General features: G+C 70.9%; 23 protein-coding genes and 1 tRNA gene. 7 read left to right on the forward strand and 17 right to left on the reverse strand.

The features are described 5' to 3' along the window. Positions 1–185 precede the first annotated feature (185 nt). The 6 genes from pknB to MMF93_RS16860 form a co-directional block, all read right to left on the reverse strand. Positions 186–2,147: a Stk1 family PASTA domain-containing Ser/Thr kinase gene (gene pknB, locus MMF93_RS16835; protein WP_242752447.1), complete on the reverse strand. Its 1,962-nt coding sequence runs from the start codon at positions 2,145–2,147 to the stop codon at positions 186–188. 179 nt (positions 2,148–2,326) lie between these two features. Further along, a complete protein-coding gene (locus MMF93_RS16840; protein WP_242752448.1) occupies positions 2,327–3,817 on the reverse strand; it encodes a peptidoglycan D,D-transpeptidase FtsI family protein in 1,491 nt (496 codons plus the stop codon). Beyond that, positions 3,814–5,241: an FtsW/RodA/SpoVE family cell cycle protein gene (locus MMF93_RS16845; protein ID WP_242752449.1), complete on the reverse strand. Its 1,428-nt coding sequence runs from the start codon at positions 5,239–5,241 to the stop codon at positions 3,814–3,816. Before MMF93_RS16845 ends, MMF93_RS16840 begins: the two co-directional genes overlap by 4 nt. Before the next feature lie 14 nt (positions 5,242–5,255). Beyond that, positions 5,256–6,938, reverse strand: coding sequence for a Stp1/IreP family PP2C-type Ser/Thr phosphatase (locus MMF93_RS16850; RefSeq protein WP_423835455.1), 1,683 nt, complete (start codon positions 6,936–6,938; stop codon positions 5,256–5,258). Positions 6,939–6,959: 21 nt separating this feature from the next. Continuing rightward, the gene (locus MMF93_RS16855; RefSeq protein WP_114016820.1) at positions 6,960–7,472 is read right to left on the reverse strand and encodes an FHA domain-containing protein FhaB/FipA; all 513 of its coding nucleotides are present in this window, start codon (positions 7,470–7,472) and stop codon (positions 6,960–6,962) included. 10 nt (positions 7,473–7,482) lie between these two features. Further along, positions 7,483–8,322, reverse strand: coding sequence for an FhaA domain-containing protein (locus tag MMF93_RS16860; RefSeq protein WP_242752450.1), 840 nt, complete (start codon positions 8,320–8,322; stop codon positions 7,483–7,485). A 645-nt stretch (positions 8,323–8,967) separates the two neighbouring features. Between MMF93_RS16860 and MMF93_RS16865 the strand changes: the two genes are divergently transcribed. Then, positions 8,968–9,051 (forward strand) — tRNA-Leu (locus tag MMF93_RS16865). A 448-nt stretch (positions 9,052–9,499) separates the two neighbouring features. Here MMF93_RS16865 and MMF93_RS16870 read toward each other — a convergent pair. Then, positions 9,500–10,156: an FMN-dependent NADH-azoreductase gene (locus MMF93_RS16870; RefSeq protein ID WP_242752451.1), complete on the reverse strand. Its 657-nt coding sequence runs from the start codon at positions 10,154–10,156 to the stop codon at positions 9,500–9,502. 108 nt (positions 10,157–10,264) lie between these two features. Between MMF93_RS16870 and MMF93_RS16875 the strand changes: the two genes are divergently transcribed. The 3 genes from MMF93_RS16875 to MMF93_RS16885 all read left to right on the forward strand — a co-directional run bounded on the left by MMF93_RS16875 (position 10,265) and on the right by MMF93_RS16885 (position 12,291). Further along, positions 10,265–10,693: a winged helix-turn-helix transcriptional regulator gene (locus tag MMF93_RS16875; protein WP_242752452.1), complete on the forward strand. Its 429-nt coding sequence runs from the start codon at positions 10,265–10,267 to the stop codon at positions 10,691–10,693. Between the two features lie 31 nt (positions 10,694–10,724). Beyond that, a complete protein-coding gene (locus MMF93_RS16880; RefSeq protein ID WP_242752454.1) occupies positions 10,725–11,723 on the forward strand; it encodes a J domain-containing protein in 999 nt (332 codons plus the stop codon). Between the two features lie 220 nt (positions 11,724–11,943). Further along, positions 11,944–12,291, forward strand: coding sequence for a rhodanese-like domain-containing protein (locus MMF93_RS16885; RefSeq protein WP_242752457.1), 348 nt, complete (start codon positions 11,944–11,946; stop codon positions 12,289–12,291). 68 nt (positions 12,292–12,359) lie between these two features. On the opposite strand, the gene MMF93_RS16890 is transcribed toward MMF93_RS16885, so the two are convergent. From MMF93_RS16890 to paaA, 6 genes are all read right to left on the reverse strand, one after another. Beyond that, on the reverse strand, positions 12,360–13,493 hold the full coding sequence (locus tag MMF93_RS16890; protein ID WP_242752460.1) for an acyl-CoA dehydrogenase family protein: 1,134 nt from the start codon (positions 13,491–13,493) through the stop codon (positions 12,360–12,362). A 198-nt stretch (positions 13,494–13,691) separates the two neighbouring features. Next, on the reverse strand, positions 13,692–14,813 hold the full coding sequence (locus tag MMF93_RS16895) for a 2Fe-2S iron-sulfur cluster-binding protein (protein ID WP_242752462.1): 1,122 nt from the start codon (positions 14,811–14,813) through the stop codon (positions 13,692–13,694). Positions 14,814–14,816: 3 nt separating this feature from the next. Then, positions 14,817–15,443: a 1,2-phenylacetyl-CoA epoxidase subunit PaaD gene (gene paaD, locus MMF93_RS16900; RefSeq protein ID WP_423835456.1), complete on the reverse strand. Its 627-nt coding sequence runs from the start codon at positions 15,441–15,443 to the stop codon at positions 14,817–14,819. Next, positions 15,437–16,162 carry a 1,2-phenylacetyl-CoA epoxidase subunit PaaC gene (gene paaC, locus MMF93_RS16905; RefSeq protein ID WP_242752468.1) on the reverse strand — a complete coding sequence of 242 codons (726 nt, stop codon included), beginning with the start codon at positions 16,160–16,162 and terminating at the stop codon, positions 15,437–15,439. The genes paaD and paaC overlap by 7 nt, the downstream gene beginning before the upstream one ends. Then, positions 16,159–16,443, reverse strand: a complete 285-nt coding sequence (gene paaB / locus MMF93_RS16910) for a 1,2-phenylacetyl-CoA epoxidase subunit PaaB (protein WP_242752476.1) — start codon at positions 16,441–16,443, stop codon at positions 16,159–16,161. Before paaB ends, paaC begins: the two co-directional genes overlap by 4 nt. Beyond that, complete coding sequence (paaA, locus tag MMF93_RS16915; protein WP_242752479.1) at positions 16,440–17,684, reverse strand: 1,2-phenylacetyl-CoA epoxidase subunit PaaA; 1,245 nt, start codon at positions 17,682–17,684, stop codon at positions 16,440–16,442. Before paaA ends, paaB begins: the two co-directional genes overlap by 4 nt. Positions 17,685–18,001: 317 nt before the next feature. Between paaA and MMF93_RS16920 the strand changes: the two genes are divergently transcribed. The 3 genes from MMF93_RS16920 (at position 18,002) to MMF93_RS16930 (ending at position 21,085) form a co-directional block, all read left to right on the forward strand. Continuing rightward, positions 18,002–18,715 (forward strand): DUF5819 family protein, encoded by a 714-nt coding sequence (locus MMF93_RS16920; RefSeq protein ID WP_242752482.1) that lies wholly within the window; start codon positions 18,002–18,004, stop codon positions 18,713–18,715. Between the two features lie 167 nt (positions 18,716–18,882). Then, a complete protein-coding gene (locus MMF93_RS16925) occupies positions 18,883–20,274 on the forward strand; it encodes an HTTM domain-containing protein (protein ID WP_242752484.1) in 1,392 nt (463 codons plus the stop codon). Then, the gene (locus MMF93_RS16930) at positions 20,258–21,085 is read left to right on the forward strand and encodes a TrmH family RNA methyltransferase (protein ID WP_242752486.1); all 828 of its coding nucleotides are present in this window, start codon (positions 20,258–20,260) and stop codon (positions 21,083–21,085) included. Before MMF93_RS16925 ends, MMF93_RS16930 begins: the two co-directional genes overlap by 17 nt. Positions 21,086–21,198: 113 nt before the next feature. Here MMF93_RS16930 and MMF93_RS16935 read toward each other — a convergent pair whose 3' ends face one another. The 4 genes from MMF93_RS16935 to MMF93_RS16950 form a co-directional block, all read right to left on the reverse strand. Next, positions 21,199–21,762, reverse strand: coding sequence for a bacterial proteasome activator family protein (locus MMF93_RS16935; protein ID WP_114016834.1), 564 nt, complete (start codon positions 21,760–21,762; stop codon positions 21,199–21,201). Between the two features lie 48 nt (positions 21,763–21,810). Further along, positions 21,811–22,740 carry a hypothetical protein gene (locus MMF93_RS16940; protein WP_242752488.1) on the reverse strand — a complete coding sequence of 310 codons (930 nt, stop codon included), beginning with the start codon at positions 22,738–22,740 and terminating at the stop codon, positions 21,811–21,813. A 559-nt stretch (positions 22,741–23,299) separates the two neighbouring features. After that, positions 23,300–24,280: an NAD(P)H-quinone oxidoreductase gene (locus MMF93_RS16945; RefSeq protein WP_242752491.1), complete on the reverse strand. Its 981-nt coding sequence runs from the start codon at positions 24,278–24,280 to the stop codon at positions 23,300–23,302. 60 nt (positions 24,281–24,340) lie between these two features. After that, complete coding sequence (locus MMF93_RS16950) at positions 24,341–24,640, reverse strand: hypothetical protein (RefSeq protein WP_242752493.1); 300 nt, start codon at positions 24,638–24,640, stop codon at positions 24,341–24,343. Positions 24,641–24,730 lie beyond the last annotated feature (90 nt).

Here is a 24,730-nt window from a genome sequence, read left to right on the forward strand (position 1 = left end):
GCCCGCCCTTCCGCCGGATCCTCGCCGCGGTGGGGTGGCAGTCGCGGGGGTGTGCGGGCGTCAGCCCCCACACCCTTGACCGCCGCGACGGCGGGTAACCACCGCGGTGAGGGTCGGGCGGATCAGCCGACGGCCGGCACCGACGCGTTCGGCACCAGCCCAGGGCGCCAGCCCAGGGCACCGGGTCAGTGGTGGCGGCGGCCGAAGTCGCCGAAGATGCCGCCGCCGCCGTCGTCACCCTCGTCGGGCCCTCCCGGGCGCGTCATGATGGTGATCTTGTCGCCCTTCTTGCCCTGCGTGTTGGCCGGCGGGTTGGTGCCCATCACGATCGCGTTGTCGTCCTGGGGTCCCGCCACCTTGTCGACGGAGAAACCGGCGTCCTGGAGGGCGGACTTCGCGTCACCGAGCTTCTGGTTGGTGACGTCGGGCACCGTGGCGGGCTGGTCGTCGGGGGCCTTGGCGACGGTCAGGGTGATCGTCGTGCCCTCGGGCTGCTTGCCCTGGCCGGGGTCCTGGCGGATGACGGTGCCGGCGGACTTGGTCTCGTTCTCCTCCTCGGACTTGGAGACCTTGAAGCCGAGCGACTCGAGCTGCTGCTTGGCCTTGTCGAAGGGCTGGTCGACGACGTTGGGCACGGTCGGCCGGGACTCGGTGGCGACGGTCAGGGTCACCTTGGTGCCCTTCTTGCGCTGTTCACCCCCGGACGGGTCCTGGGAGAGGACGGTGCCGGCCTGCTGCTCGGACTCCTGCTGCTTCTTGCCGACCTTGAAGCCGGCTTCGTTGAGCTTCTGCTTGGCGTCGGCGAAGACCTCGCCCTTGACGTCGGGCACCTCGCGGGGCGCCTGGTCGCGGGGGCCCTTGGACATGATGAGGCTGACGGTGGAGTCGGCGTCGACGCTCTCGCCCATGCCGGGGTCCGTCTTGCAGACGGTGCCCTTCTTCTCGTCGCAGAACTCGCTCTGGCCCTTGGTGGCCTTCAGACCGGTGTTCTCCAGCTGCTGGGTGGCCTCGGACTGGGAGAGGCCGGCGACGTTGGGTACCTCGGCCTGGTTGTCGGGGGAGGCGAACAGCGCCCGTCCGATGAAGATGGCTCCGACGAGGACCAGGATGACGGCGAGCGCCAGCAGGATCGTCGAGAGCGGGTTCTTGCCCTTGCGGCGGCCGCGCTGCTCGTCGTAGTAGCCGCCGTCGTCCGCGCGCATCGGCGGCAGCATGGAGGTCTGCGGCTCCTGGGCGTGGAGCGCCGTGGTCGGCTGGTCCTCCGGGTAGCCGGGGTAGCCGGCGCCCATGGCGGTGGCGGCGACGGGCTGCCCGTCGAGGCAGGCCTCGATGTCGGCGCGCATCTCATCGGCGCTCTGATAGCGGTAGTCCGGGTCCTTGACCAGGGCCTTCATGACGATCGCGTCCGTGGCGGGCGAGATCTCGGGGTCGAAGGCGCTGGGCGGCTGCGGCTCTTCCCGTACGTGCTGGTAGGCGACGGCGACGGGCGAGTCGCCGACGAACGGGGGCCGCACGGTCAGCAGCTCGTAGAGCAGGCAGCCGGTGGAGTACAGGTCGGAGCGCGCGTCGACGGACTCGCCCTTGGCCTGCTCGGGGGAGAGGTACTGGGCCGTGCCGATGACGGCGGCCGTCTGCGTCATCGTCATGCCGGAGTCGCCCATGGCCCGGGCGATGCCGAAGTCCATGACCTTCACCTGCCCCGTGCGGGTCAGCATGACGTTGGCGGGCTTGATGTCGCGGTGGACGATGCCGTTGCGGTGGCTGTACTCCAGCGCCTGGAGGATGCCGGTGGTCATCTCCATGGAGCGTTCGGGCAGCAGCTTGCGCCCGGAGTGCAGGAGCTCCCGCAGGGTGGAGCCGTCGACGTACTCCATGACGATGTAGGGGATGGAGACCCCGTCGACGTAGTCCTCGCCGGTGTCGTAGACGGCGACGATCGCCGGGTGGTTGAGCGAGGCGGCCGACTGGGCCTCACGGCGGAAGCGGGCCTGGAACGACGGATCGCGGGCGAGGTCGACGCGGAGCGTCTTGACCGCGACCGTGCGGCCCAGCCGGGTGTCCTGGGCGAGGTAGACCTCGGCCATGCCTCCGCGGCCGAGCACCGAGCCCAGCTCGTACCGGCCGCCTAGGCGACGCGGCTCTTCCATAGTCTCCAGCCCTCTCCGGTCTTCCGTGCCGCTGCGCGTGGGACTCCCCCGGCTTCCGGCCGGGTGATACCCCCAGGCTTGCGACACGGCGGTGTGCTGCTCGGCATACGGTACCCGCCACTGGTTGCGTGCCTGGTGTGGTCGTGGTGACCGGGCTCACCCGAGGCCGCCGGTCGATGTCACCGCTTCTCGTCGAGGACGGCCTCCATCACGTCCTTCGCGATCGGCGCCGCCAGCTTGCCACCCGCGATGTCGTCGCGGAGTGTGTCGGAACTCTCCACCACTACAGCGACGGCCACAGGAGATCCGTCACTCGTCTTCGCGTACGAAATGAACCAGGCGTACGGGTTGTCCTTGTTGTTCTCACCGTGCTGCGCGGTACCGGTCTTGCCGCCGACAGTGACGTTCGGGATCTTGCCCGCGGTTCCCGTGCCCTTCTCCACGACCGTCTCCATGGCCGACTGGAGCTTCTGGGCGTTCTCCGCCGAGACCGGCTGGCTCAGCTCCTCCGGCTTGGTCTGCTCGACGGTGTTGAGGTTGGGCGCGACGAGCTTGTCCACCATGTACGGCTTCATCAGCTTGCCGTCGTTGGCGACCGCAGAGGCGACCATGGCCATCTGGAGCGGGGTGGCGCGGTTGGAGGCCTGGCCGATACCCGCCTGGGCGTTCTGCGGGCGGGTGTCCTTGGGGTAGATGCTCTTGGCGGGCCGCACCGGGGTGTCCAGGTCCGGGTCGAGCGTGCCGCCCTCGACGTCCTTCTCGAAGCCGAACTTCTCCGCCGTCTTGATCATCTCGTCGTTGCCGAGCTCGTCGGACATCTTGGCGAAGACGGTGTTGCAGGACCACTGCAGCGCCACGCGGATGCTGGCGTCCTCGCACTGCGGGATGTTGCCCTCGTTGCCCAGGTCCTTGCTGGTGTTCGGCAGCCTGTAGGGGTCGGGCGAGTCCGTCTTGGAGTCGATGTCGTAGTCGCCGCTCTCCAGCCCCGCCGCCGCGGTGACGACCTTGAAGGTCGAGCCCGGCGGGTAGGTCTGGCGCAGCGCCCGGTTCAGCATCGGGTCGTCGGGGTTGTTCTTCTTCTGCAGGGCGGTCCACGCCTTGCTGTCCTTGTCGCCGTTGCCGGCGAACGCGGACGCGTCGTAGGAGGGCTTGTTGGCCAGCGCCAGGATGGCACCCGTCGACGGGTCGATCGCGGCGACCGCGCCCTTCTTGTCACCGAGCCCGTCGTAGGCGGCCTTCTGCGCCTTGGCGCTCAGCGTCGTGACGACGTTGCCGCCCTTCTGCGGCTTGCCGGTGACCATGTCGATCGTGCGGTTGAAGAACAGCCGGTCGTCGTCGCCGGTGAGGATGGGGTCGTACAGCTTCTCCAGCTGGTTGGCACCGAACGCCTGCGAGGCGTAACCGGTGACCGGCGCCCACATCTTGCCGTCCTTGTAGGTGCGCTTGTACTTGAAGTCGGTGCCGTCGGTGGCCGCTGACCCGGTGACCGACTTGCCGTCCACGATGATGTTGCCGCGCGGCTGCGCGTACCGGGCGATGGAGACGCGTCTGTTGTCCGGGTCGGTCTTCAACTCGTCGGCCTGGACGAACTGCAGCCAGTTCGTCCGCACGAGCAGGGCCATCACGAGCAGACCGCAGAAGATCGCGATCCGGCGCAGGGGCTTGTTCACGGGCGGACCACCTGAGTCATTTCGGCGTCGGGTGAGGGCGCCGGGGCCGGCGCGGGGCGGCGGGCTGTGTCGCTGACGCGCAGCAGAATGCCGATCAGCGCCCAGTTGGCGATCACGGAGGAGCCGCCGGAGGCCAGGAACGGCATCGTCATACCGGTCAGCGGGATCAGGCCCATGACGCCGCCGGCGACGACGAAGACCTGGAGCCCGAAGGCGCCGGAGAGGCCGACGGCCAGCAGCTTGCCGAACGGGTCGCGGGCGGCGAGCGCCGTACGGACGCCGCGCTCGACGATCAGCCCGTACAGCAGCAGGACGGCCATCATGCCGGTGAGGCCGAGTTCCTCGCCGACCGTGGCGAGGATGAAGTCGGAGTTGGCGGCGAAGCCGATCAGGTCGGAGTTGCCCTGGCCCCAGCCGGTGCCGAGCACCCCGCCCGAGCCGAACGCCCACAGCGCCTGGGCGATCTGGTCGCTGCCGGTGGCCTGGATGACCTCCTGCGAGAAGGGGTGCAGCCAGGCCTGGACGCGGTCTTGCACGTGCGGTTCGAACGTGGCCACGAGGGAGGCGCCGCCGGCCGACAGGAGCAGGCCGAAGACGATCCAGCTGGTCCGCTCGGTGGCGACGTACAGCATGATCACGAAGAGGCCGAAGAACAGCAGCGAGGTGCCCAGGTCGGTCTCGAAGACCAGGATCATCAGGCTGAGGCCCCAGATCACCAGGATCGGCCCCAGGTCGCGCCCGCGCGGCAGGTACAGGCCCATGAAGCGGCGGGAGGCCAGCGCCAGGGCGTCCCGTTTCACCATCAGATAACCCGCGAAGAAGATCGCGATGATGATCTTGACGAACTCACCCGGCTGGAGGTTGATCGGGCCGATACTGACCCAGATCCGCGCGCCGTTGACCGGCTTGAAGAAGACCGGCAGCACCAGCAGCACCAGGCCGACGGCCATGGAGATGTACGTGTAGCGCTGCAGCACCCGGTGATCCTTGAGGAACAGCAGGATCGCCACGAACAGCGCCAGCCCGATAGCCGAGTACAGCAGCTGCTTGGGGGCGTCGGGGGTGAACGAGCCGAAGAGGTTCTCGGCGCGCTGGTGCAGCCGCTCGGACTGGTCGAGACGCCAGATCAGCACCAGACCCAGGCCGTTGAGCAGCGTGGCCAGCGGCAGCAGCAGCGGATCGGCGTAGGGCGCGTAGCGGCGCACCACCAGGTGCCCCACACCGGCCAGCAGCACCATCCCGAAGCCGTAGCCGAGCATGCCCGAGGGCAGCTTGTCGTTGATCGCCAGACCCACGTTGGCGTACGCGAAGACCGGGATCAGCACGGCGAAGACGAGCATCGCCAGCTCCGTGTTGCGGCGGCTCGGCAGGCCGCCGGAGGACACGGTGGTGTTGCTGCCCGTGGTGGTGGTGAGGTTGCTCATGCCTGTGCCGCCCCCTACGGCGCGGTGCACTGCTTGGCCAGATCCTGCTGCTCCTTCGTGAGCTTGGGGCTCGGCGACGGAGCGTCGGAGGCGGCGCCAGTGGTGTCGTGGGTGGAGCCGGAGGTGAAGGCGGTGTGGGTGGCCGCGCCGACGCCGGCGTTCCCCTTGTCCGCGCCGGCGTTGCCGGTCCCGGTGCCGACCCCGCCGCCTGTGGTGGCGTCACCGGGCCGGTTCTGCTCGTCCTTGCGCTGCTTCTCGGACTTGTCGGAACCCTTGCCGCCCTTGTCCTCCTTGTCCCCCTTGTCGGAGTTCTTGGGCTGCTTCTTCTGCTCGGCGACGATCCGGCAGACCTCGGCCTGCTCGCCCAGTTCGGTGAGCTTGTCCTTGGCCTCGCCCCGGTCGTTCAGCGCGATGGTCTCCTCGACCTGGCTGCGCTGGAAGACCGGCAGGTACTTGAGTTCGACGTCGGGGCGGTCCTCGTCGACCTTGTGCAGCGAGACACCGGCCAGCTCCTGGCTGATGCCGCGGTAGAGCGCGACGTGATCACCGTTGGCGCCCACGTAGTACTGCGTCTGCGTCCAGCGGTAGCCGCCGTACAGACCGCCGCCCACCACGGCCAGCGCCAGGACGATCCACAGCGAACGCTTGATCCACCTGCCCTTGCCGCCCTTGCCCGGCTTGGTGAAGTCCTCGTCGGCGAACGGACCGAACGCGCCCGCGGGCGCCGCCGGATCGCCGCTCGGCGGTCCGAACCCCTCCGGGGCGCCCGGCTGCCCCTGCGGGGGCACACCCTGGCCGCGGCCCAGCTCGGCGGCGCGGGCCGCCGGAGTGCTGCCCAGCGCGCCGCCCGCCAACTGCTGCTGCGTCTCGGCGACCGCGCCGACGATGACCGGGGTGTCGTTGAGCTGGGTGTGCAGCGTGTCCTCGTGGTCGACATCCAGGACGTCGGCGACGATGCAGGTGATGTTGTCGGGGCCACCGCCGCGCAGCGCGAGCTGGATCAGCTCCTGCACGGTGTCCTGCGGGCCGTGGTAGCCGGCCAGCGTCTCCTCGATCGTCTGGTGCGAGACGACGGCCGACAGCCCGTCGGAGCACAGCAGGTAGCGGTCCCCCGCGCGCACCTCGCGGATCGACAGATCGGGCTCGACGTGGTCACCACTGCCCAGCGCGCGCATCAGCAGCGAGCGCTGCGGGTGCGTGGTGGCCTCCTCCTCGGTGATGCGGCCCTCGTCCACCAGCCGCTGCACCCAGGTGTGGTCCTGCGTGATCTGGGTGAGCTGCCCCTCGCGCAGCAGATAGGCCCGCGAGTCGCCGACGTGGACCAGCCCGAGGCGCTGCCCCGTCCACAGCAGGGCCGTGAGCGTCGTGCCCATGCCCTCCAGCTGCGGGTCCTCCTCGACCATCAGCCGCAGCTGATCGTTGGCGCGCTGCACCGTGGTGCCGAGCGAGGTGAGGATGTCCGAGCCGGGAATGTCCTCGTCGAGCTGGACCATGGCGGAGATCACCTCCGAGGAGGCGACCTCGCCGGCGGCCTGGCCGCCCATGCCGTCGGCGACCGCGAGCAGCCGGGGACCGGCATAGCCGGAGTCCTCGTTGTGCTCGCGGATCATGCCGTCGTGTGATCCGGCGGCAAAGCGCAGTGACAGGCTCATGCGCACCTCGCCCGTCGGCTCCGGGTACATCCGCACGGTGCCCACCCTCCGGTCGTCATGTCGGTACTACTTCCGCAGCTCGATGACCGTCTTGCCGATGCGGATCGGCGCTTCGAGCGGGATCGGCGTCGGTGTGGTGAGCCGGGTGCGGTCGAGATACGTGCCGTTGGTCGACCCGAGATCCTCGACGATCCACCTGCCGTCACGGTCCGGGTAGATCCTGGCATGCCGCGAGGACGCGTAGTCGTCGTCCAGCACGATCGTGGAGTCGTGCGCGCGGCCCAGGGTGATCGTCTGCCCCTGGAGCGCCACCGTCGTTCCCGTGAGCGACCCCTCGGACACCACGAGCTTGGTGGGGGCGTTGCGGCCCGCGCCGCGCCCGCGCCGGCCGCCACCCTGCTGCGGTGGCTGCTGCGGCTGTGCCCGCTGAGCGGGACGCTGGTCGGCGCGACGGGTGGTGCGCTGCGTCACCCTGGTGCCGAACAGGTCACTCCTGATGACCTGGATGGACACGATGACGAACAGCCACAGTACGGCGAGAAACCCCAACCGCATGACCGTGAGGGTCAGCTCTGACATTGCCCCCGCTTCACCCTTCGGCTTGCCGGTAAATGATCGTCGTACTGCCCACGACGATGCGTGAGCCGTCGCGGAGCGTAGCGCGCTGTGTGTGCTGTCCGTCCACCACGATGCCGTTCGTGGAGCCCAGATCCTGGATGGAGGAGGGGCTGCCCGCGCGGATCTCGCAGTGCCGGCGCGAGACCCCGGGGTCGTCGATCCGCACGTCGGCCTCCGTGCTGCGGCCCAGCACCAGCGTCGGACCCGAGATCTGGTGGCGGTTGCCGTTGATCTCGACCCAGCGCCGCGTCTCGGTGCCCGGCAGCGGCCCCGCCGCACCGGCGGGACCCGGCGCGTACGGCGGCGGGGAGGAGGGCGCGGGAGGCGCCGACGGCGGCGCGGAGGAGGGGCGGGGCGGGTAGCCGTAGCCGCCGTTCCCCGCGGCACCGGGCCGGTCCGGAGCGCGCTGGGCCTGGGCGGGCTGCGGCTGGGAGGTGCTGGAGGCGAGAGTGCGGCTGCGCACCCGGTACAGGCCGGTGTCCAGATCGTCGGCCTTCTCCAGATGGACCTTGATCGGCCCCATGAACGTGTAGCGCTGCTGCTTGGCGTAGTCCCGCACCATGCTGGCGAGTTCGTCCCCGAGCTGGCCCGAGTAGGGGCTCAGCCGCTCGTAGTCGGGCGGACTCAGCTCGACGATGAAGTCGTTGGGGACGACCGTGCGCTCTCGGTTCCAGATCGTGGCGTTGTTGTCGCACTCGCGCTGGAGGGCGCCCGCGATCTCGACGGGTTGCACTTCGGACTTGAACACCTTCGCGAAGGTGCCGTTGACGAGGCCTTCGAGCCGCTGCTCGAACCGCTTCAGAACTCCCACGACGCACCTCCTTCCCAGATGCTCTCGGACCTAGCCGACCGGGTCGGCCTCCAGTCCGCTTCCCAGTGTCCCCCCGAGTACGGGCACAGTGCTCCTGCGGTACTGCTTACTGATCGTATCCACGCGCGGGGAAATCGACTGGTTCCCCAGTGGGGCCCGGTGCTCAAGTGTTGCCCCTCACAGTGGTTCGCGCGCGGCCCCCGCCCACAGTTGTCCGTACCGCCCTACAGCGTCGCATGGATCGGGGGGTTCTCGTACTGAGTCCCGCACCGGCCGCGCCAGGGCCGCGCCATGGCCGCGCCAGGGCGGCGGCCGGGTTGTGCCGTGGGGTGACGGGTTGTGCCGTGGGGTGACGGCGTGTGGCGTGGTGTGGCGGGGTTGTGCCGTGCTCGCGTCCTGGTCGGGAGCGTGCCGCGCCGTGGCGGGGGGCGTGCCGGGCCGTGGCTGGGAGCGCGCGCCGTCTGGGCAGGAAGCGTGCCGCGTCCTGGTTGGGGGGCGTGCGCTGTCAGGGCGGGAAGCGTGCGGGGAGAGGCGGAGGACGGGTCGGGAGGGGGCCCGAATACGGATGTGAATCCACCCCGCTCGACGTGCTAATCTTCTGGATGTCGGCAGGCGCCCGCACCGGACGAGCCGGCAACACCCAATGCGCGGGTGGCGGAATAGGCAGACGCGCTGGATTCAGGTTCCAGTGTCCGAAAGGACGTGGGGGTTCAACTCCCCCCTCGCGCACACAGAGACGAAGGCCTCATCGGGAACCCGATGAGGCCTTCGTCGTATGAGCTCCATGGCCGTCGAGCCGGTCGTTCCCGTCGAGCGGGTCGTTTCCGTCGAGCGGGTCGTGCCTGCCGACGGGTTGGGCCTCGTTGGCGGGTTGTGCGTGCCGACGGGTTGTGCCTGTCGAGTGGGTCGCGTCTGTCGGAGTCGGCCCGTGTCGGGTCGGTCACATGCTTCGGAGGGGCGCGTGTTCCGGGCCGGTCCCCTGCTTCGGTCGGTGTGGGCGTGCGCGAACGGAGCGTGCGGGCCGCATGTGCGGTTGCACGCTCCGTGTTGACGGGCCGGGGTACCGGTCGGCCGGCTGCTCGGCCTGGGGGTCAGGGAGCCAGGCGCCCTGACTCCACCAGGAGGGCGGGAGGGGCAGCCGACCGTTCGGTGGGGTGCATGCGGGCCGATCGACCGCTCAGTTGGCGAACCGGGCCGCCAGCGCCTTGCCGCGCAGCTCCGCCGCCTCGTGGGCCTGGGCGCGGGAGGCCTTCGCCATGTCCACCAGGTCCGCCATGGCCGGGTTGCCCTCGGCCAGCGTGAGTTCCGGGACGATGTACTCCGCGTCCAGACCGAAGCCCGACTCCCCCAGAACCTTGTCCAGGTAGGTCAGCACGAACTCGAAGCTCTCGCGGGGGGTGCCCGGACCGTAGCCGCCGCCGCGGCTGGCCACGACGGTGGCCGGCTTGCCCGCCGCGGTCCTGGTGGGCGAAGCGGTGGTGCGGCCCATGACGATCACGTGGTCCAGCCACGCCTTCAGCGTGGAGGGAATCGTGTAGTTGTACATCGGGGCGCCGATCAGCACCGCGTCCGCCTGCTCGAACTCGCTCGTCAGCTCGTCACGGAGCTTGAAGGCCTCGGCCTGCTCGGGGGTGTGCTCCGCGGGGGCGACGAAACCCGCCACGGCGGCCGGACCCTCCAGGTGCGGCACCGGGTCGGTGCCCAGGTCGCGGTAGATCACCTTTCCGTCCGGGTGCTCGGCCTCCCAGGCCTTGCGGAAGGAAGCGGCGACGTCACGGGAGACCGAGGCCTCGTGCGGATGCACGGACGAGTCGATGTGGAGGAGGGTGGCCATGGAGAGCTCCTAGTGCTTCGTAAGCTGAGGTAAGTTTCCGCGTAACTATGTATAGCACAGTCACTTACTTTTCTGCACCACCTTGTGTGGGCGCAGTACGATGGAGCCATGTCAGAGCCTGGAAAGCTCGATCTTCCGCCCCCGCCCCCAGCCCCGGACCCCGACCCGACCCTGGACCGCTCGGCCGCGGCCGCCTGCACCGAGCCGGAGAGCGCCATCACGCGCGTCTTCCACCTGCTGGGCAAGCGCTGGACGGGGCTGATCCTGGCCGCGCTGATGAGCGGCCCGGGACACTTCGCCGAACTGCGCCGCGCCGTGCCCGGCATCAGTGAGCGCATGCTCTCCGACCGGCTGACCGAACTCGCGGCGCTCGGTCTCGTCTCCCGCGCCGTCCAGGAGGGGCCGCCGCTGCGGGTCAGCTACAGCCTCACCGACTCCGGCCACGCCCTGCGGCCCGCCATGGTCGAGCTCACCCGCTGGGCCGACTCCCACCTGACGGAAACCGGGAACCGCTGCCCGGACGCGTTCCGCGAGTGAGGCCGCGTGCGGCGGTCGTAGGGTGGACGCGATGAACGCCAACTCCCCCGCGCAGGCGAACGAGGACCCTCCGCACTCGAGCGAGGACACCTCGCAGGTGAACCCGGATCCGGTGCGTACGGACGCGGATGCGTCGCGTATGGACGCGGATGCGTGGCGTACGGATGCGGGTGCGGATGCGGATGCGGATGCGGATGCGGCGGAGAGTCCCATTCGTGAAGAACCCACTCGTGAAGAACCCCCACGTGAGGAACCGGGAACCGAGCGGCTGGAGAAGGCCGTCCGCGCCGCGGAGCACGCGCTGATCGAGTACGAGATCGCCGTCGAGACCTTCCGGGTGGAGGTCGAGAACTTCTCCCGGCTGCACCACCAGCGGCTGGGCCCCGTCTACGCCCGCCTCGACGAACTGGACGCGCAGATCGCCGAGGCGATCGCCGCCCGCACCGGCGACCCGGACGACATCCGCAAGGCCGACGAGAAGCGCGGCGCCGTGCTGCCCATGCCCGAGGTCGAGGAGCTCTTCTTCGGCTGGATCGACTCCAGCGGCATGCTCCCCGAGGCCCAGGCGATGCTCAACGAGCAGCCCGTCAGCCCGCCCAGCCGGGTGCGGCCCAGCGAGGAGGCCCGCAAGGCCTACCGCGATCTCGTCCGCAAGGCGCACCCCGACCTCACCCAGGACGAGGCCGAACGCGAGCGCCGCGAAGCCTTCCTCGTACGGGTGAACAAGGCGTACGCGGACGGTGACGCGACCGCGCTCGCCGCGCTCGCCGAGGAGTGGGAGGCGGGTCCGCTCCCTGAGCCGCTGGTCGAACTGCTGCGCAGCGAAGAGCTGTATGCCCGTCTGGAGTGGCTGGCCCAGCGCAAGGAGGTGCTCGCGCAGATGGCCGCCGAACTGGAGGAGAGCGCGATCGGCGCCATGCTGAAGCTGGCCCCCGACGACCCCGACACGCTGCTGGAAGAGATCGCCGAGCAGCTGCTCGGACAGGTGTCGGAACGCGAGAGCGAACTCGCCCGGTTGCGGGAGTCGTGAGCGTGCCGCCCACGCGCGGCAGCAGCGAGCGCGCTCTCCCAGCCAGTTCTGCCGGGCCTGTCGGCTCTGCCGGGCTTGTCGGCTCCGCCGGCCCCCCCGGCTCGGCCGGCTTGGACCGTCCGACGGAACGCTGATCAGCGCGCCCACCCGCCCGTAAACGCCGACGAACCACAAGGAACGCCCGAAAAATCCGGGCCAGGGAGAACAGGGAGACCAGGGGATGAACGCCCTTCCCGGACAGGTACCGCAGATCGACGCCGCCTCCGTGCCGTCCGAGGCGCTGCTGCTCGACGTCCGTGAGGACGACGAGTGGGCAGCCGGACGTGCCGAGGGCGCGTTGCACATTCCGATGAGCGAATTCGTCGCCCGCCAGGGCGAGCTGACCGAACGACTGGGTGAGAGCGAGCGCGTGTACGTCGTCTGCCGGGTCGGCGGACGTTCGGCCCAGGTCGCCGCCTACCTCGCCCAACAGGGGGTGGCCGCCGTCAACGTGGACGGCGGCATGCTCGCCTGGGAAAGCGCCGGACGCCCCCTGGTGGGTGACAACGACCCCGCCTTCGTCGCCTGACGACCCTTCCGTCGGCCAGGGGTCGGCTTCGCGCGGCTCAGGGCGGCGCAGGGGCGGCTCAGGGCGGCTCAGGCCGGTTCCTGGGCGGCCAACAGCTCGCCCAGCGCCTCCTCGTGGGCCGCCGCCGAACCGTAGGACAGCTCCCACTGCTTGGCCCAGGCATGGAAGCGGTGCAGCGGATAGTCGGTGTCGGCGCCCATCCCGCCGTGCAGGTGCTGTGCCGTCTGCACGAGGCGACGGACCCCGTCCGATGCCCACATCTTGGCGACCGCCACCTCCGCCGGATCGAGCCGCCACGCCGCCTGCCACAGCGTCGCTTCCATCGCGCGCAGGTCGATGTAGCGATCGGCGGACTGTACGGCCACCGCCTGGAACGTGGCGACGGGGAACCCGAACTGCTCGCGTCCGCTGACGTACGCGCTGGTCATCTCCAGCACCTTGCTGCCCAGCCCGAGCGCCAGCGCGCAGGTGCCCGTGGTCAGCAGGCGCTGGAGGTGGGCCGGGGCTGCGGCGTCCTCGATCACGTCATCGGCCGTTACCCGCACGGCGTCCAGCCGCAACCTGGCGTAAGGCTCGCCGTTGGTGGACGCCTGCTCGTCCAGGGTGACGCCGCCCGAGGTGGCGCCCGGAGCGAGGACGGCCAGCAGCGGCCGGCCGTCCGCCGTGTGCGCGGGGACGACGATCAGGTCAGCCGTCCGTCCCCAGGGCACGGCTGTCTGCACCCCTTCCAGCACCCAGCCGCGGCCCTCTTCTCCCTCCTCGTCCGAGAAGGGCCGCGCCGAGACGGCGAGTTCCGGCCGTTCGTGCCCGCTCGCCCCCTGGCCGGCGACGGTCAGCGCCAGTTCGCCGCGTGCGATGCGGGGGAGCAACCTGGCGCACAGCTCTTCACCGCCGTACTCGGCCAGGGTGAGTGCCGCCGCGCCGGTCTCCACCAGGGGTACCCGGGCCAGCACCCGGCCTGCCTCGCGCAGCACCAGGCACAGCGCCACCGCGTCCAGCCCCGCGCCGCCGTGCCGCGCAGGCACGGTGAGACCGAGGAGGTCGGCCTGGGCGAGCCGGCCCCACAGGTCGCGGTCGAAGTCGTCGGCGACCGCTCCGGGTGACAGCGCCGGACTCGGCACGGCGTCGACCGCCACGTGCGCGAAGACTCCCTTCGCTGCCTCGCGAGCCGCCTCCTGCTCCTCACTGAACCCGAAGTCCATGCCGCACCGCCCTCTGGCCGACGCCCGTAGCTGATGGGCCGTCAGGTTACGACGAGTGCGCGCCGTTAGCCAGAGGGACCAAGGGGGGGAGCAGGGCGGAACGAGAGGAAGCAGGGGGCATGGGAACCCGAGGAACCAGGGGAACACGGCCAGGGGGAACCGAGGGGCCAGCGGGAAGAGGCTGCCCGCCTCTGGCCGTCACCCGTCGAAGTCGAGGGCCACCTCCCGGGTGGTCGGGTGGGACTGGCAGGCCAGGACGTAGCCCGCCTCGATCTCCTCCTCTTCCAGGGCGAAGTTGCGGTCCATCGTGACCTGGCCGTCGACGAGGCGGGCCCGGCAGGTTCCGCACACGCCGCCCTTGCAGGCGTAGGGCGCGTCGGTGCGGTTGCGCAGGACCGTCTCCAGCAGGGTCTCCCCCTCACGGGCGGACCAGCTGCCACCCCGGCCGCCGAGGGTGGCGTTCACGGTTGCGGAGCCGGCGATCGCCGCGGACGCTCCCTTCGCGGACCGGGGTGCGGAGCCGGTGACCGCGCCGTTCGCGCCGACCCTGTCACCCGACTCGTCCGCTTCGTCCGCGTGGAAGATCTCCTGGTGGACGCGCGTGCGCGGGACTCCCAGTGTGCGCAGCGCCTTGGCCGCGCCGTCGACCAGACCCAGGGGGCCGCACAGATACCAGCCGTCCATCTCGCGCACGCCGGGAGGTGACAGGAGTGCGGGCAGCAGCGCGGTCAGCCGGTCGCGGTCGAGGCGGCCGGAGGGCAGACCGCTGTGCTGCTCCTCGCGGGAGAGGGCCGTGACCAGGTGAAAGCGGTCGGGATAGCGGTCCTTGAGGTCGGCCACCTCTTCCAGGAACATCGTCGAGTCCGCCGTCCGGTCGCTGCGTATCAGGCAGAACCGGGCCTCGCTCTCCCTTTCCAGCAACGTGGCGGCGATGGAGAGGACGGGTGTGATGCCGCTGCCGCCGACGACAGCGGCGAACCGTCCCGGTCGCGGCGCGAGGACGAAACGTCCCGTCGGTGGCAGCGCCTCGACCGTGCCGCCCTCGGTCAACTCCTTGAGGGCGTAGGTGGAGAACTCGCCGCCCTCCACCAGCCGGATACCGACCCGCAGTGTGTCGGGCCGGGAGCGGGCGGGGGCGCACAGCGAGTAGGTGCGGCGGATCTCCTCCCCGTACTCGGTCACCCGCCGCAGCGCGATGTGCTGGCCCGCGGCGTAGCCGTAGGTCTCGCGCAGCTCGGGTGGGACGGCGAGGGTGAGGGCTGCCGCGTCGTCGGTGAGACGTTCGATCGACTGGACGCGCAGCGGGTGGAAGACCGGCACCCCTCACACCTCCTTGAAGTGGTCGAACGGCTCCCGGCAGCTCTCACAGCGGCGCAGGGCCTTGCAGGCCGTGGAGGAGAACCGGCTCAGCTCCGTCGTCTCGGCGGAGCCGCAGTGCGGGCAGTGGACGGGGCCGGGGCCGGGGGCGGACGTGGGCCCACGCTCTTCCTGGGCGCCGGGCCGGACGCGGTGGGTGGGGGAGAGACCCACCAGAACGGGTCCGCGGGTGCGGGCGCCCTCCCGTGGCGGCGCGACGCCGTACGCGGCGAGCTTGCGGCGGCCCTCCTCGGTGAGGTCGTCGCTCGACCAGGGCGGGGTGAGCACGGTGCGGACCTCGACCCGCTCGGCCCCGGCCTCCCGGAGCGCCCCCTCGATATCGGTGCTCATCGCCTCGATCGCGGGGCACCCGGTGTAGGTCGGAGTCAGCTCGACCAGGACGTGGCCGGGCTCGGGTTCGGTCACCCGCCGCAGCACGCCCAGCTCGGCGAGCGTGACCACCGGCAGCTCGGGATCGGGCACCGCGCCCGCCAGCTCGGCGAAGGAGAGGGAGCGAGAGCGGGAGGGGGGGTGGGAGTGGGAGTGGGAGGGCGGGCCGGCGGTCGGGTCGTGGGGGGGATGTCCCGTCACCATGTCGCCCCCGGGTGGCTGCGGTGCAGGTGCTGCATCTCGGCGAGCATCCGGCCGAACGGCTCGGTGTGCACTCCTTGGCGGCCCGCCCCGGCCGACCAGGCGCCGTGGCGCGGACTGTCGGGCACCGCCAGCCCCGCCTGCCCGAACACCTCGCGGATGCCGGCGTCCCACTCCTCCTCCAGATCCGCCCAGCGGACGTCCAGCCCCTCGACCGGCTCGAACAGCTCACCCGTGTACCTCCACAGCGCGTCGACGGCGCGTTGGGTGCGGGCGTGGCTCTCCTCCGTGCCGTCACCCAGGCGCAGCGTCCACTGCTCGGCGTGGTCACGGTGGTAGGCGACCTCCCGCACCGCCTTGGCGGCCAGCGGGAGCGAGGTGGCCAACTGGGCGTAGAGCGGCTGCTGGTAGGTGGAGAAGAACAGCTGGCGGACGAGGGTGTGCGCGAAATCCCCGTTGGGCTGCTCCACCAGCTGGCAGTTGAGGAAGGCCCGTTCCTCCCGTAGGTAGGCGATCTCATCCTCGCTGCCGAGCACGTCGGCCAGTTCGGCGTACAGTGCACGGGCCTGGCCCAGCAGGTCCAGCGCGATGTTGGCCAGCGCCACCTCCTCCTCCAGCACAGGGGCGTGGCCCGCCCATTCGCCGAGGCGGTGGGAGAGGATCAGCGCGTCGTCCCCGAGGGGGAGAGCGGCGAGGGTGGCAGGGGGCGTGGTGGCGCTCACAGGTTCCGCACCCCTTCCGGGACCTCGTAGAACGTCGGGTGACGGTAGGGCTTGTCGGCCGCGGGGGCGAAGAAGGGGTCCTTCTCGTCGGGTGAGGAAGCGGTGATCTCACGGGAGGGGACCACCCACAGGGAGACACCTTCGGAGCGGCGGGTGAACAGGTCCCGCGCGTTGCGGAGAGCCATCTGGGCGTCCGGGGCGTGCAGGCTTCCTGCGTGGGTGTGCGAGAGGCCGCGCCTGCTGCGTACGAAGACCTCCCACAGAGGCCAGTTGGCGCTCATGAGCTGTGCTCAACTCCTCGCTGTGCGGGTTCGTCTGCTCGGGCCTGCTGTGCGGGTTCGTTTGCTCGCGTTTGCGGGTCGCGCTCGGTTGTGCGGGGCTGCGGGGTGGGTTCGTCCGTGTGCGGCTGCGGACCGTGCTCGGATGTGTGGGGCTGCCGGCTCTGCTCGGCTGGGCGGGTCGGTGGCTCGGTGCCGGCGGCCGGAGGCGCGGGGTCAGGTGCCGTCCTTCGGGCCGCCTGCTTGGCGGCGTGGGCGGCCGCCGCCTCGCGGACCCAGGCGCCGTCCTCGTGCGCCGCGCGACGCCGGTGCAGCCGCTGGTCGTTGCACGGCCCGTTGCCCGCAAGGACGTCGCGGAACTCCTGCCAGTCGATCGCACCGAAGTCCCAGTGCCCCCGCTCCTCGTTCCAGCGCAGCTCGGGGTCGGGGAGGGTGAGGTCGAGAGCCTCGGCCTGGGGGACGCAGATGTCGACGAAACGCTGCCGCAGCTCGTCGTTGGAGTGCCGCTTGATCTTCCACTCCATGGACCGGGCGCTGTGTGCGGACTCCTCGTCGGGCGGGCCGAACATCATCAGCGAGGGCCACCACCAGCGGTCCACCGCGTCCTGCGCCATCGCGTGCTGTGCCTCGGTGCCGCGGGAGAGGGCCAGCAGCAGCTCATACCCCTGACGCTGGTGGAAGGACTCCTCCTTGCAGATACGCACCATGGCGCGGGCGTAGGGGCCGTAGGAGCAGCGGCACAGCGGCACCTGGTTGGTGATCGCCGCGCCGTCCACCAGCCAGCCGATCGCGCCGACGTCGGCCCAGGTCAGGGTGGGGTAGTTGAAGATGGAGGAGTACTTCTGGCGGCCGGCGTGCAGCTTGTCGAGCAGCTGCTCGCGTCCCGTGCCCAGCGTCTCGGCCGCGCCGTAGAGGTAGAGGCCGTGGCCCGCCTCGTCCTGCACCTTGGCCATCAGGATCGCCTTGCGGCGCAGGGACGGCGCGCGCGTGATCCAGTTGGCCTCCGGCTGCATACCGATGATCTCGGAGTGGGCGTGCTGGGCGATCTGCCGGACGAGCGTGGCGCGGTAGGCGTCCGGCATCCAATCGCGCGGCTCGATGCGTTCCTCGGCGGCGACGGCCGCGTCGAAGGCGGCCTGGAGCGCGGCCTCCTCCTCGGGCGAGGCGCCACCCGGCGCGGACCCCGCGGGGTCCTTCCCCTCCCCGGCCCGCCGGCTGAGCGGCGGCGTTGTCACCGATGACATGCGAGCCCCCTGATTTCTCGGCGCCGGTGTTTTCCGGCGCGATCCCCGGTCGGTCGGCCGACTGGCCAGCAGGCCGACCGCCTGACCAGCCAGCTTGCCGACTGATCAGGCTGCGGCACGCTACCGACCGACCGATCGTTCGGTTCAAGAATGAGCGCGGCTCACCAAGCTGTCAAGAGCAGCCCGGGCCGCCTGTGGACAGCGAATGGCACGGACCCTCGGGCGGGGCTCCCCCGCACCAGTAGTCTCTGAGAGTCTTCGAGGCGGACCGGTCCAGGCATGGGCATGGCATTGAAGGAATGGGGAGCAGGGAGGGCATGGAGCCAGCAGCGCACCAGGTGCCCGGGGCGGACAGCGCGGGGGAAACGGGGGACGCGGGGGGAAGAGACGGCATGCGGGGCATCGCCGCGCTCTCGTTGCCCGCGCGGATCTTCGTCTCGATAGCCGTGGCCGTCGTCACCGTCGGAGTCGCGTTCCACGTGGCGATGGTCTTTTTGCAGACGGCACCGGACAACACGGTCAGCAAGCGGCACGCGGAGGTCGTGGACTCCTACGTCTACCCGGAGTTCGAACGCAACTGGAAACTCTTCGCACCCAACCCTCTCCAGCAGAACGTCGCCGTGCACGCGCGGGCGCGCATCGCTGCGCCCGACGGCAGCACGAAGATCACGGGCTGGGTCGACCTCAGCGCCATGGACGGTGCGGCCATCGACGGCAACCCGGCGCCCAGCCACACCCAGCAGAACGAGTTGCGCCGCGCCTGGGAGTTCTACGCCGACAACCATGACGAGAAGGGCAAGCCCTACGGACTGCGCGGCCGGCTCTCCGAGCAGTACATCAAGCGGATCGTGATGCTGCGCTTCGGTACGGAACTGAACGGCGGCAGCGTCGAGCGCATCCAGGTGCGCGCCGTGGTCACTCCCGTCGCACCGCCCGAGTGGAGCGACGAGAAGACCGACAGCAAGACCGAGTACTCGGTGCAGCCCTGGTGGCAGGTCACCAGCGCCGACCTGCCGGGAGGTGCCAAGTGACAAAGGACGTCACGGGAGAGGGACGGTACGTGGCCTCCGGCGCAGACGTGCCGTCGTCCGTCTCGGGCTCAGAGCCGGGCGCAGGCCCGGGATCGGGCCCGGGCTCGCGAGCGAACCCGGGTTCGGGCTCCAGCCGGGGCTCGGGGTCGCGGTTCCAGGGGCCCCGGGTGCGGGTCGAGCGCTGTGTCTCGCGCGGGCTGAGCAAGGTCACCGGGTACGCGCTGGGCCCCTACCAGACGGCGATCGTGCGCATCGGGTTCGGCGCGGCCTGGCTGTTCTTCCTGTTGCGGGAGTGGCCGCACCGGCACGAGCTCTACGGCCCCGCCGGCCCCTGGAGCTTCGGGCTCGGCAAGCAGCTGATCGACACCAACCACGCCTTCACTGTGCTGATGTGGGCGAGCAGCGGCAGCTGGTTCGAGCTCGTCTACCTGGTCGCCATGGCGGCCGCGGCGGCGATGGTGCTGGGGTGGCACACGCGTGCCGCCACCGTGCTGTTCATGGTGGGCGTTCTCTCGCTGCAAAACCGCAGCGTCTTCATGGGTGACGGCGGGGACAACGTCATCCACCTGATGTCGCTGTACCTGATCCTGACCCGTTGTTCGCAGGTGTGGTCACTGGACGCACGGCGGGCCCGCCGTGCCCGCTCCCGTGCCGAAGCCCGTACGGACGCCGCCCGCGCGAACGTGTCCGCAGGCGCGCCCGGAAGAGGAGAAAGCGCTCTGCCACACGCCGGAGGGAGCAGCGCTCCGGCAAGTGTCGGAGGGAGCACCGCTTCCGGGGCCGGCGATCCGGTGGCGGGCACCGGCGGCGTCGTGCTGTGGGCGGTGCTCGGCGCGATCCTGGTGGGCGGCACGATCGCCGGGGCGATGAGCACCGGCTGGACGCTCTTCTTCTGGGCGCTGTGGGTGGCCAACGCGGCGTGGTGGTGTGTGAACAAGGCGGTCGCCGTCAGGGGCGGCAGCGGACTGCGCGAGCTGCGCACCGTCTGCGACATCCTCGCCAACCTGGCACACAACGGTGTGCTGCTCATCATCATGGTCGAGGTCTGCCTGATCTACTCGACGGCCGGCTGGTACAAGATCCAGGGCAGCCGGTGGCAGGACGGTACGGCCGTCTACTACCCGATGAATCTGGACTACTTCACGCCGTGGCCCGAGCTGAGCCACCTGCTGGCCGGAAACGGCCTCATGGTTTTCCTGGTCACCTACGGGACGGTCATCACCCAGGTCGCGTTCCCCTTCACCCTGTTCAACAGGCGGGTGAAAAACGTGCTCCTCGCCATGATGATCATGGAGCACGTCGGCATCGCCGTCCTGCTGGGACTGCCGTTCTTCTCGATGGCGATGATCGCGGCGGACGCGGTCTTCCTGCCGACCGTCTTCCTCGTCTGGCTCGGCCGACGCCTCACCGCTCTCAGAACCCGCGTACGGGGACGGCTGCCGGGCGGCGGCGGCCACCGGCAACCGGTGGCGCCCCCTCCACCGCGGACGGCCGGCCCCGAGGACCCGGCTCTCCCGGCATCGGCGCCCGTAGGGTGGCCGGGTGACAGGAACGGCTGAGACGCAGTGGGCGCGGCACGCCGAAGACGGCGTGCTGCTGGACGGGTTCCACGCGCTGAAGCACGCGCTGCGCTTCGGCGCGCGGGTACCCCTCGCGCTGGCCACGGACCGCCGCGCCGCCCTCGCGCTGGCCGAGCAGCTCGCCCCCGACCTGACCGGCACCCTGGAAGCGCTGCTGCGCGAGGTGCCCGCTGAAACGCTGCGCGGCCTCGTGCCCCGCCCGCACCCCACAGGCGTGGCGGCGCTCGCCCTGCGGGAGAGTGCCCCCGCTGCCGACGCGTTCGACGAGCGCGGCGGCAAGAGCAATGAGAAGGGCGAGGGGGGAGACGGGGCATCGAGCGCGGGCCCGGGTGGTGGGTCGCCGCTCGTCGTGCTGGACAACCCGCGCAACCTGGGCAACGTCGGAGCCGTCGTACGGCTGGCAGCGGGTGCGGGCGCCGCAGGTGTGCTCACCACAGGAGATGCCGACCCCTGGCATCCCGCGGCCGTCCGCGCCGGCGCGGGACTGCACTTCGCCGTGCCCGTCGCACGACGTCAGGTGAACCAGCTGCCGGACCTGCCGCTGTTCGCCTTCGACCCGGAGGGCACCGATCTGCGGTCCGTGCCGCTGCCGGTCGGCGCGATGCTCGCCTTCGGCTCGGAGCGGCACGGTCTGTCCGACGCGCTGCGCTCACGCGCCGACCGCCTGGTCGCGCTCCCCATGCGTCCGCAGGTCTCCAGCTACAACCTCGCCACGAGCGTCGCGATGGCGCTGTATCACTGGATGTCGCCGGCCCGGCCCGCCGGCGACACCGACCTGACCACTGGATGACATCGGCCCGGCCTTCCCGACCGAGCTGATCAAAGCGGTCGGTCGGGGAGGCCGGGCCGATGCCGTCGCCCGATGTCTTCCCGCCGGTACGGGGCGCGTACCGGCGCGGGTGCCTACAGGTAGGGGCCGCCGGTGCGGCGGTTCTCCTCGTTGGCCTGCGCGGCGTCCTCCGGCGGTACGGCACCCGCCGGCAGAGCCCTGCGCATCTGCTCCAACTGGGAGCGCGCCGCCATCTGCTGGGCGAACAGTGCGGTCTGGATACCGTGGAAGAGCCCCTCGAGCCAGCCGACGAGCTGGGCCTGCGCGATGCGCAGTTCGGCGTCGGTCGGAGTGGAGTCGTCGGCGAAGGGCAGCGAGAGCCGCTCCAGCTCCTCGATCAGCTCGGGCGCGAGCCCGTCCTCCAGCTCCTTGATCGAACTGGTGTGGATCTCCTTGAGGCGGGCCCGGCTGGCCTCGTCCAGCGGCGCCGCCTTCACCTCCTCCAGCAGCTGCTTGATCATGCTGCCGATCCGCATGACCTTCGCCGGCTGCTCGACCATCTCCGTCACGGGGACCTCAGCCTGCTCATCGCCCTCACCGTCGCCCTTGGCGCCGGTACCCGCCAGAGCCATTCCGTCCGGGCCCACGACCAGGACCTGGGGGCTCTCCTGCGACTGTTCGTTGCTCGGCTGCGTCATGCCCCCATTCTGCATGTGCCCTGGGTCCCGCGCCGAGCGAGGGAGGGCTCAACCGCGCCGCAGCCGCAGGGCCAGAAAGGCGAGCCCCAGCCCCATCAGTGCCATCCCCGCGCCGAGGGGCAGTACGGGCAGCACCTGCCCGGACGGTTGAGCGGCGACGCGGTTGCCGCGCGCGTCGGTCCGCTCGGGGACGGGCCCCTCGGAGGCGTACAGGTCGTGCTTCCCGATCGCCTCGTCGGAGCGGTGCGGTGCGGTGAGACTGCCGGACGAGGAGGGCCGGTCCTCCGGGCGGCCGGGCCGGTCGGGAGCCTCGCCGTTGCCCTTGCGTCCGTGCGCCTCCTGCCGCCGCTCGTGCTCACGCTTCTGTTCCCGCTTCGGTTTGTCCTGCTGTCCGCGCTCCCGGTCCCGCTTCTCATCCCGTTCGCGTTCCCGTTCCTGTTCGCGTTTTTGCTGTTGTTCGCGTTCCTTGCTCTCGTGCCGCTCGTCACGCTGGTGCTGTCGGCGCTGATCCTGTCGTTCCTGCTGCTTCTTGTTGTCCTGGTGGGGCTGTGGCCGCTGTCCCTCGCCCGGGGTGCCGGGGGGCTGCACCGGCTGCTGCGGTTTTCCGTGCTGAGGGTCTTCGTCGTCGGGCGGGGCTTCGTCGGAGCGGTGCGGCAGCGGTCGGCCGCTGTCACCGTGGCCGTCTTCGCCGGGGTGCTCCAGGGGCTGTCCGAAGTCCCTCGGCCGAGGGGAATCCGGGCCTCCTTCCGGACCGGATTCACGGGTGCTCTCCGCACCATCGTGGTCGTGGGAAGGGGCGTCCGAAAGGTGAGCTGTTTCCGTCGCCTCTGCTGCCGCTTCCACTGCGGTCCTGACGTCGGCTACCGCCTTCGCGATCTCGGCCGCCGCCTGTGTTTCGGCTGCCCCTTGCGCCGTCGCGCTCAGCTGCCCGGCGTGCAAGGCCGCCGCTTCCGCCTGCGCGCGTGACTGCGATCCCACACGTGAGTGCACCTGTGCCTGCGTGTGCGCGTGCGCCTGCGCGCGTGACTGTGCGCGGGACGGCAGTGCCGACTGTGTGGGGCGGGCGGTGACGAAGGGATCGAGTTCTGCTCCGACGGCGCCAGGCGTGCTGGCGGGCGCCGGGCTTCCGGTCAGCAGACCGGGGGACGCGCCGAGGGGGACGTTTCGCAGAGATCCGCCGGTCGACGTGGTGCCGGGCGGACCGGGGACACCGGGTTCCGCGCTGTCCTCCGCGAGGGCGGCAGGCGCGGACAGGGCGAGGGAAAAGCAGGTCAACAGGGTGAGTGCCCTGTTCCTCCGCTGAGAGTGCCCCACGACCGTGACCCTTCCGCCCTGGATGGTCCGCAGACCAGACCAGCGTCACATAAAGGGACTAATACGGCATTTCGGGCAAGCCGATGTCAGCGAGGATCCGGCCCGTACGGCCGAGATGTTGCGGTCCGGACGGTGGAGATGTTGCGGTCCGGACGGCCGAGAGGGGCCCGCCGTCCGCGCGGCGGGCCCCCTCCCGGCATGCCGGGTCACTCCGTCTGCGGGGTCACTCCGTCGTCAGCAGGAGCTTCCCGATGTGGGTGCTCTCGTCCAGGGTCCGGTGGGCACCGGCCGCGTCGGACATCGGGAAGCTGCTGTCGACGACGGGACGTACGCGGCCGTCCGCGATCAGCGGCCACACGTGCTCACGCACGGCGGCGACGATGGCGGCCTTCTCCTCCGGGGGCCGGGCGCGCAGCGAGGTGGCCGTCACGGCGCCGCGCTTGGCCAGCAGGGCGCCCAGGTTCAGCTCCCCCTTCGCGCCGCCCTGCATACCGATGACGGCCAGTCGGCCGTTGACCGCCAGCGCCTTGACGTTCCGTTCCAGGTACTTGGCGCCCATGTTGTCGAGGATGACGTCGGCGCCCGCGCCGTCGGTCGCGGCGCGCAGCTCCTCCACGAAGTCCTGCTCGCGGTAGTTGATCAGGATGTCGGCGCCCAGCTCGGCACACCGCTCCAGCTTGGCGGCCGTACCCGCTGTCACCGCCACCCGGGCCCCCACCGCCTTGGCGAGCTGGATGGCCATGGTGCCGATGCCGCTGGAGCCGCCGTGCACCAGCAGGGTCTCGCCGGGACGCAGGTGAGCCACCATGAACACGTTCGACCAGACGGTGCAGGCCACCTCCGGCAGCCCGGCCGCCGTCGCCACCTCCACGCCCGCGGGGACGGGCAGCAGCTGACCGCTGGGCACCGCGACCTTCTCCGCGTAACCGCCGCCGCCGAGCAGCGCGCACACCTCGTCACCGACCGACCAGCCGGACACGCCGGGTCCGAGAGCGGAGATCCGGCCGGCGCACTCCAGGCCCGGGTACGGGCTCGCGCCGGGCGGCGGATCGTAGAAGCCCTGCCGCTGGAGGACGTCGGCGCGGTTGACGGCGCCGGCCACCACGTCGACGAGGACCTCGCCCTCGCCGGGTTCCGGGTCCGGGACCTCGGCCCAGACCAGCGCCTCGGGGCCGCCGGGTTCGGGAATCGTGATCGCATGCATACGCCGACGCTACCGGGCGGCGCACGAGCCCGCGCGGGTCAGCCCCCGCGACCCGTCGAGTCAGTCCCGCGAGGGGCGCGGGTCAGCCCTGCGGGCGTGTGAGTCAGTCCCGCGGGCGTGCGGGTCAGCCCTGCGGGCGTGCGGGTCAGCCCCGGCGCACGCGCGGGCCGCCCTTCCGGGGCCCCGGTGGCCGCTTCCCGCGTAGGTGAAGCGCAGCTTCTGGTCGGGGGTCGGTACGTACGCCTGCCGGCATCCGGCGCAGAACCAGAACCAGGAGTCGTCCTTGCCGGGACCCGTCTCGCGGGTGTCCTTCCACAGCAGGCGCTCGGGGCAGTTGGGGCAGGTGGGCGGCGGGTCCATCGCGTCATCGTCACGCCTGACGCCACGGCGCGGACCGCCGGGCGCACCACAGTCACCTGAAGGGGTGAGAGCGGGGACGGGGGCTCACCG

Source organism: Streptomyces tubbatahanensis (assembly GCF_022699385.1).
Lineage (GTDB): Bacteria > Actinomycetota > Actinomycetes > Streptomycetales > Streptomycetaceae > Streptomyces > Streptomyces diacarni.

What these genes read in the sequence shown, in the direction of transcription:
- MMF93_RS16945 (WP_242752491.1), bottom strand. Translation starts at nt 24,280, where the DNA reads ATGCATGCGATCACGATTCCCGAACCCGGCGGCCCCGAGGCGCTGGTC.
- MMF93_RS16890 (WP_242752460.1), bottom strand. Translation starts at nt 13,493, where the DNA reads ATGGACTTCGGGTTCAGTGAGGAGCAGGAGGCGGCTCGCGAGGCAGCG.
- MMF93_RS16880 (WP_242752454.1), top strand. Translation starts at nt 10,725, where the DNA reads ATGAACGCCAACTCCCCCGCGCAGGCGAACGAGGACCCTCCGCACTCG.
- MMF93_RS16920 (WP_242752482.1), top strand. Translation starts at nt 18,002, where the DNA reads ATGGAGCCAGCAGCGCACCAGGTGCCCGGGGCGGACAGCGCGGGGGAA.
- MMF93_RS16845 (WP_242752449.1), bottom strand. Translation starts at nt 5,241, where the DNA reads ATGAGCAACCTCACCACCACCACGGGCAGCAACACCACCGTGTCCTCC.
- paaB (WP_242752476.1), bottom strand. Translation starts at nt 16,443, where the DNA reads ATGAGCGCCAACTGGCCTCTGTGGGAGGTCTTCGTACGCAGCAGGCGC.
- MMF93_RS16855 (WP_114016820.1), bottom strand. Translation starts at nt 7,472, where the DNA reads ATGTCAGAGCTGACCCTCACGGTCATGCGGTTGGGGTTTCTCGCCGTA.
- MMF93_RS16935 (WP_114016834.1), bottom strand. Translation starts at nt 21,762, where the DNA reads ATGACGCAGCCGAGCAACGAACAGTCGCAGGAGAGCCCCCAGGTCCTG.
- MMF93_RS16885 (WP_242752457.1), top strand. Translation starts at nt 11,944, where the DNA reads ATGAACGCCCTTCCCGGACAGGTACCGCAGATCGACGCCGCCTCCGTG.
- paaD (WP_423835456.1), bottom strand. Translation starts at nt 15,443, where the DNA reads ATGGTGACGGGACATCCCCCCCACGACCCGACCGCCGGCCCGCCCTCC.
- paaA (WP_242752479.1), bottom strand. Translation starts at nt 17,684, where the DNA reads ATGTCATCGGTGACAACGCCGCCGCTCAGCCGGCGGGCCGGGGAGGGG.
- pknB (WP_242752447.1), bottom strand. Translation starts at nt 2,147, where the DNA reads ATGGAAGAGCCGCGTCGCCTAGGCGGCCGGTACGAGCTGGGCTCGGTG.
- MMF93_RS16870 (WP_242752451.1), bottom strand. Translation starts at nt 10,156, where the DNA reads ATGGCCACCCTCCTCCACATCGACTCGTCCGTGCATCCGCACGAGGCC.
- MMF93_RS16875 (WP_242752452.1), top strand. Translation starts at nt 10,265, where the DNA reads ATGTCAGAGCCTGGAAAGCTCGATCTTCCGCCCCCGCCCCCAGCCCCG.
- MMF93_RS16950 (WP_242752493.1), bottom strand. Translation starts at nt 24,640, where the DNA reads ATGGACCCGCCGCCCACCTGCCCCAACTGCCCCGAGCGCCTGCTGTGG.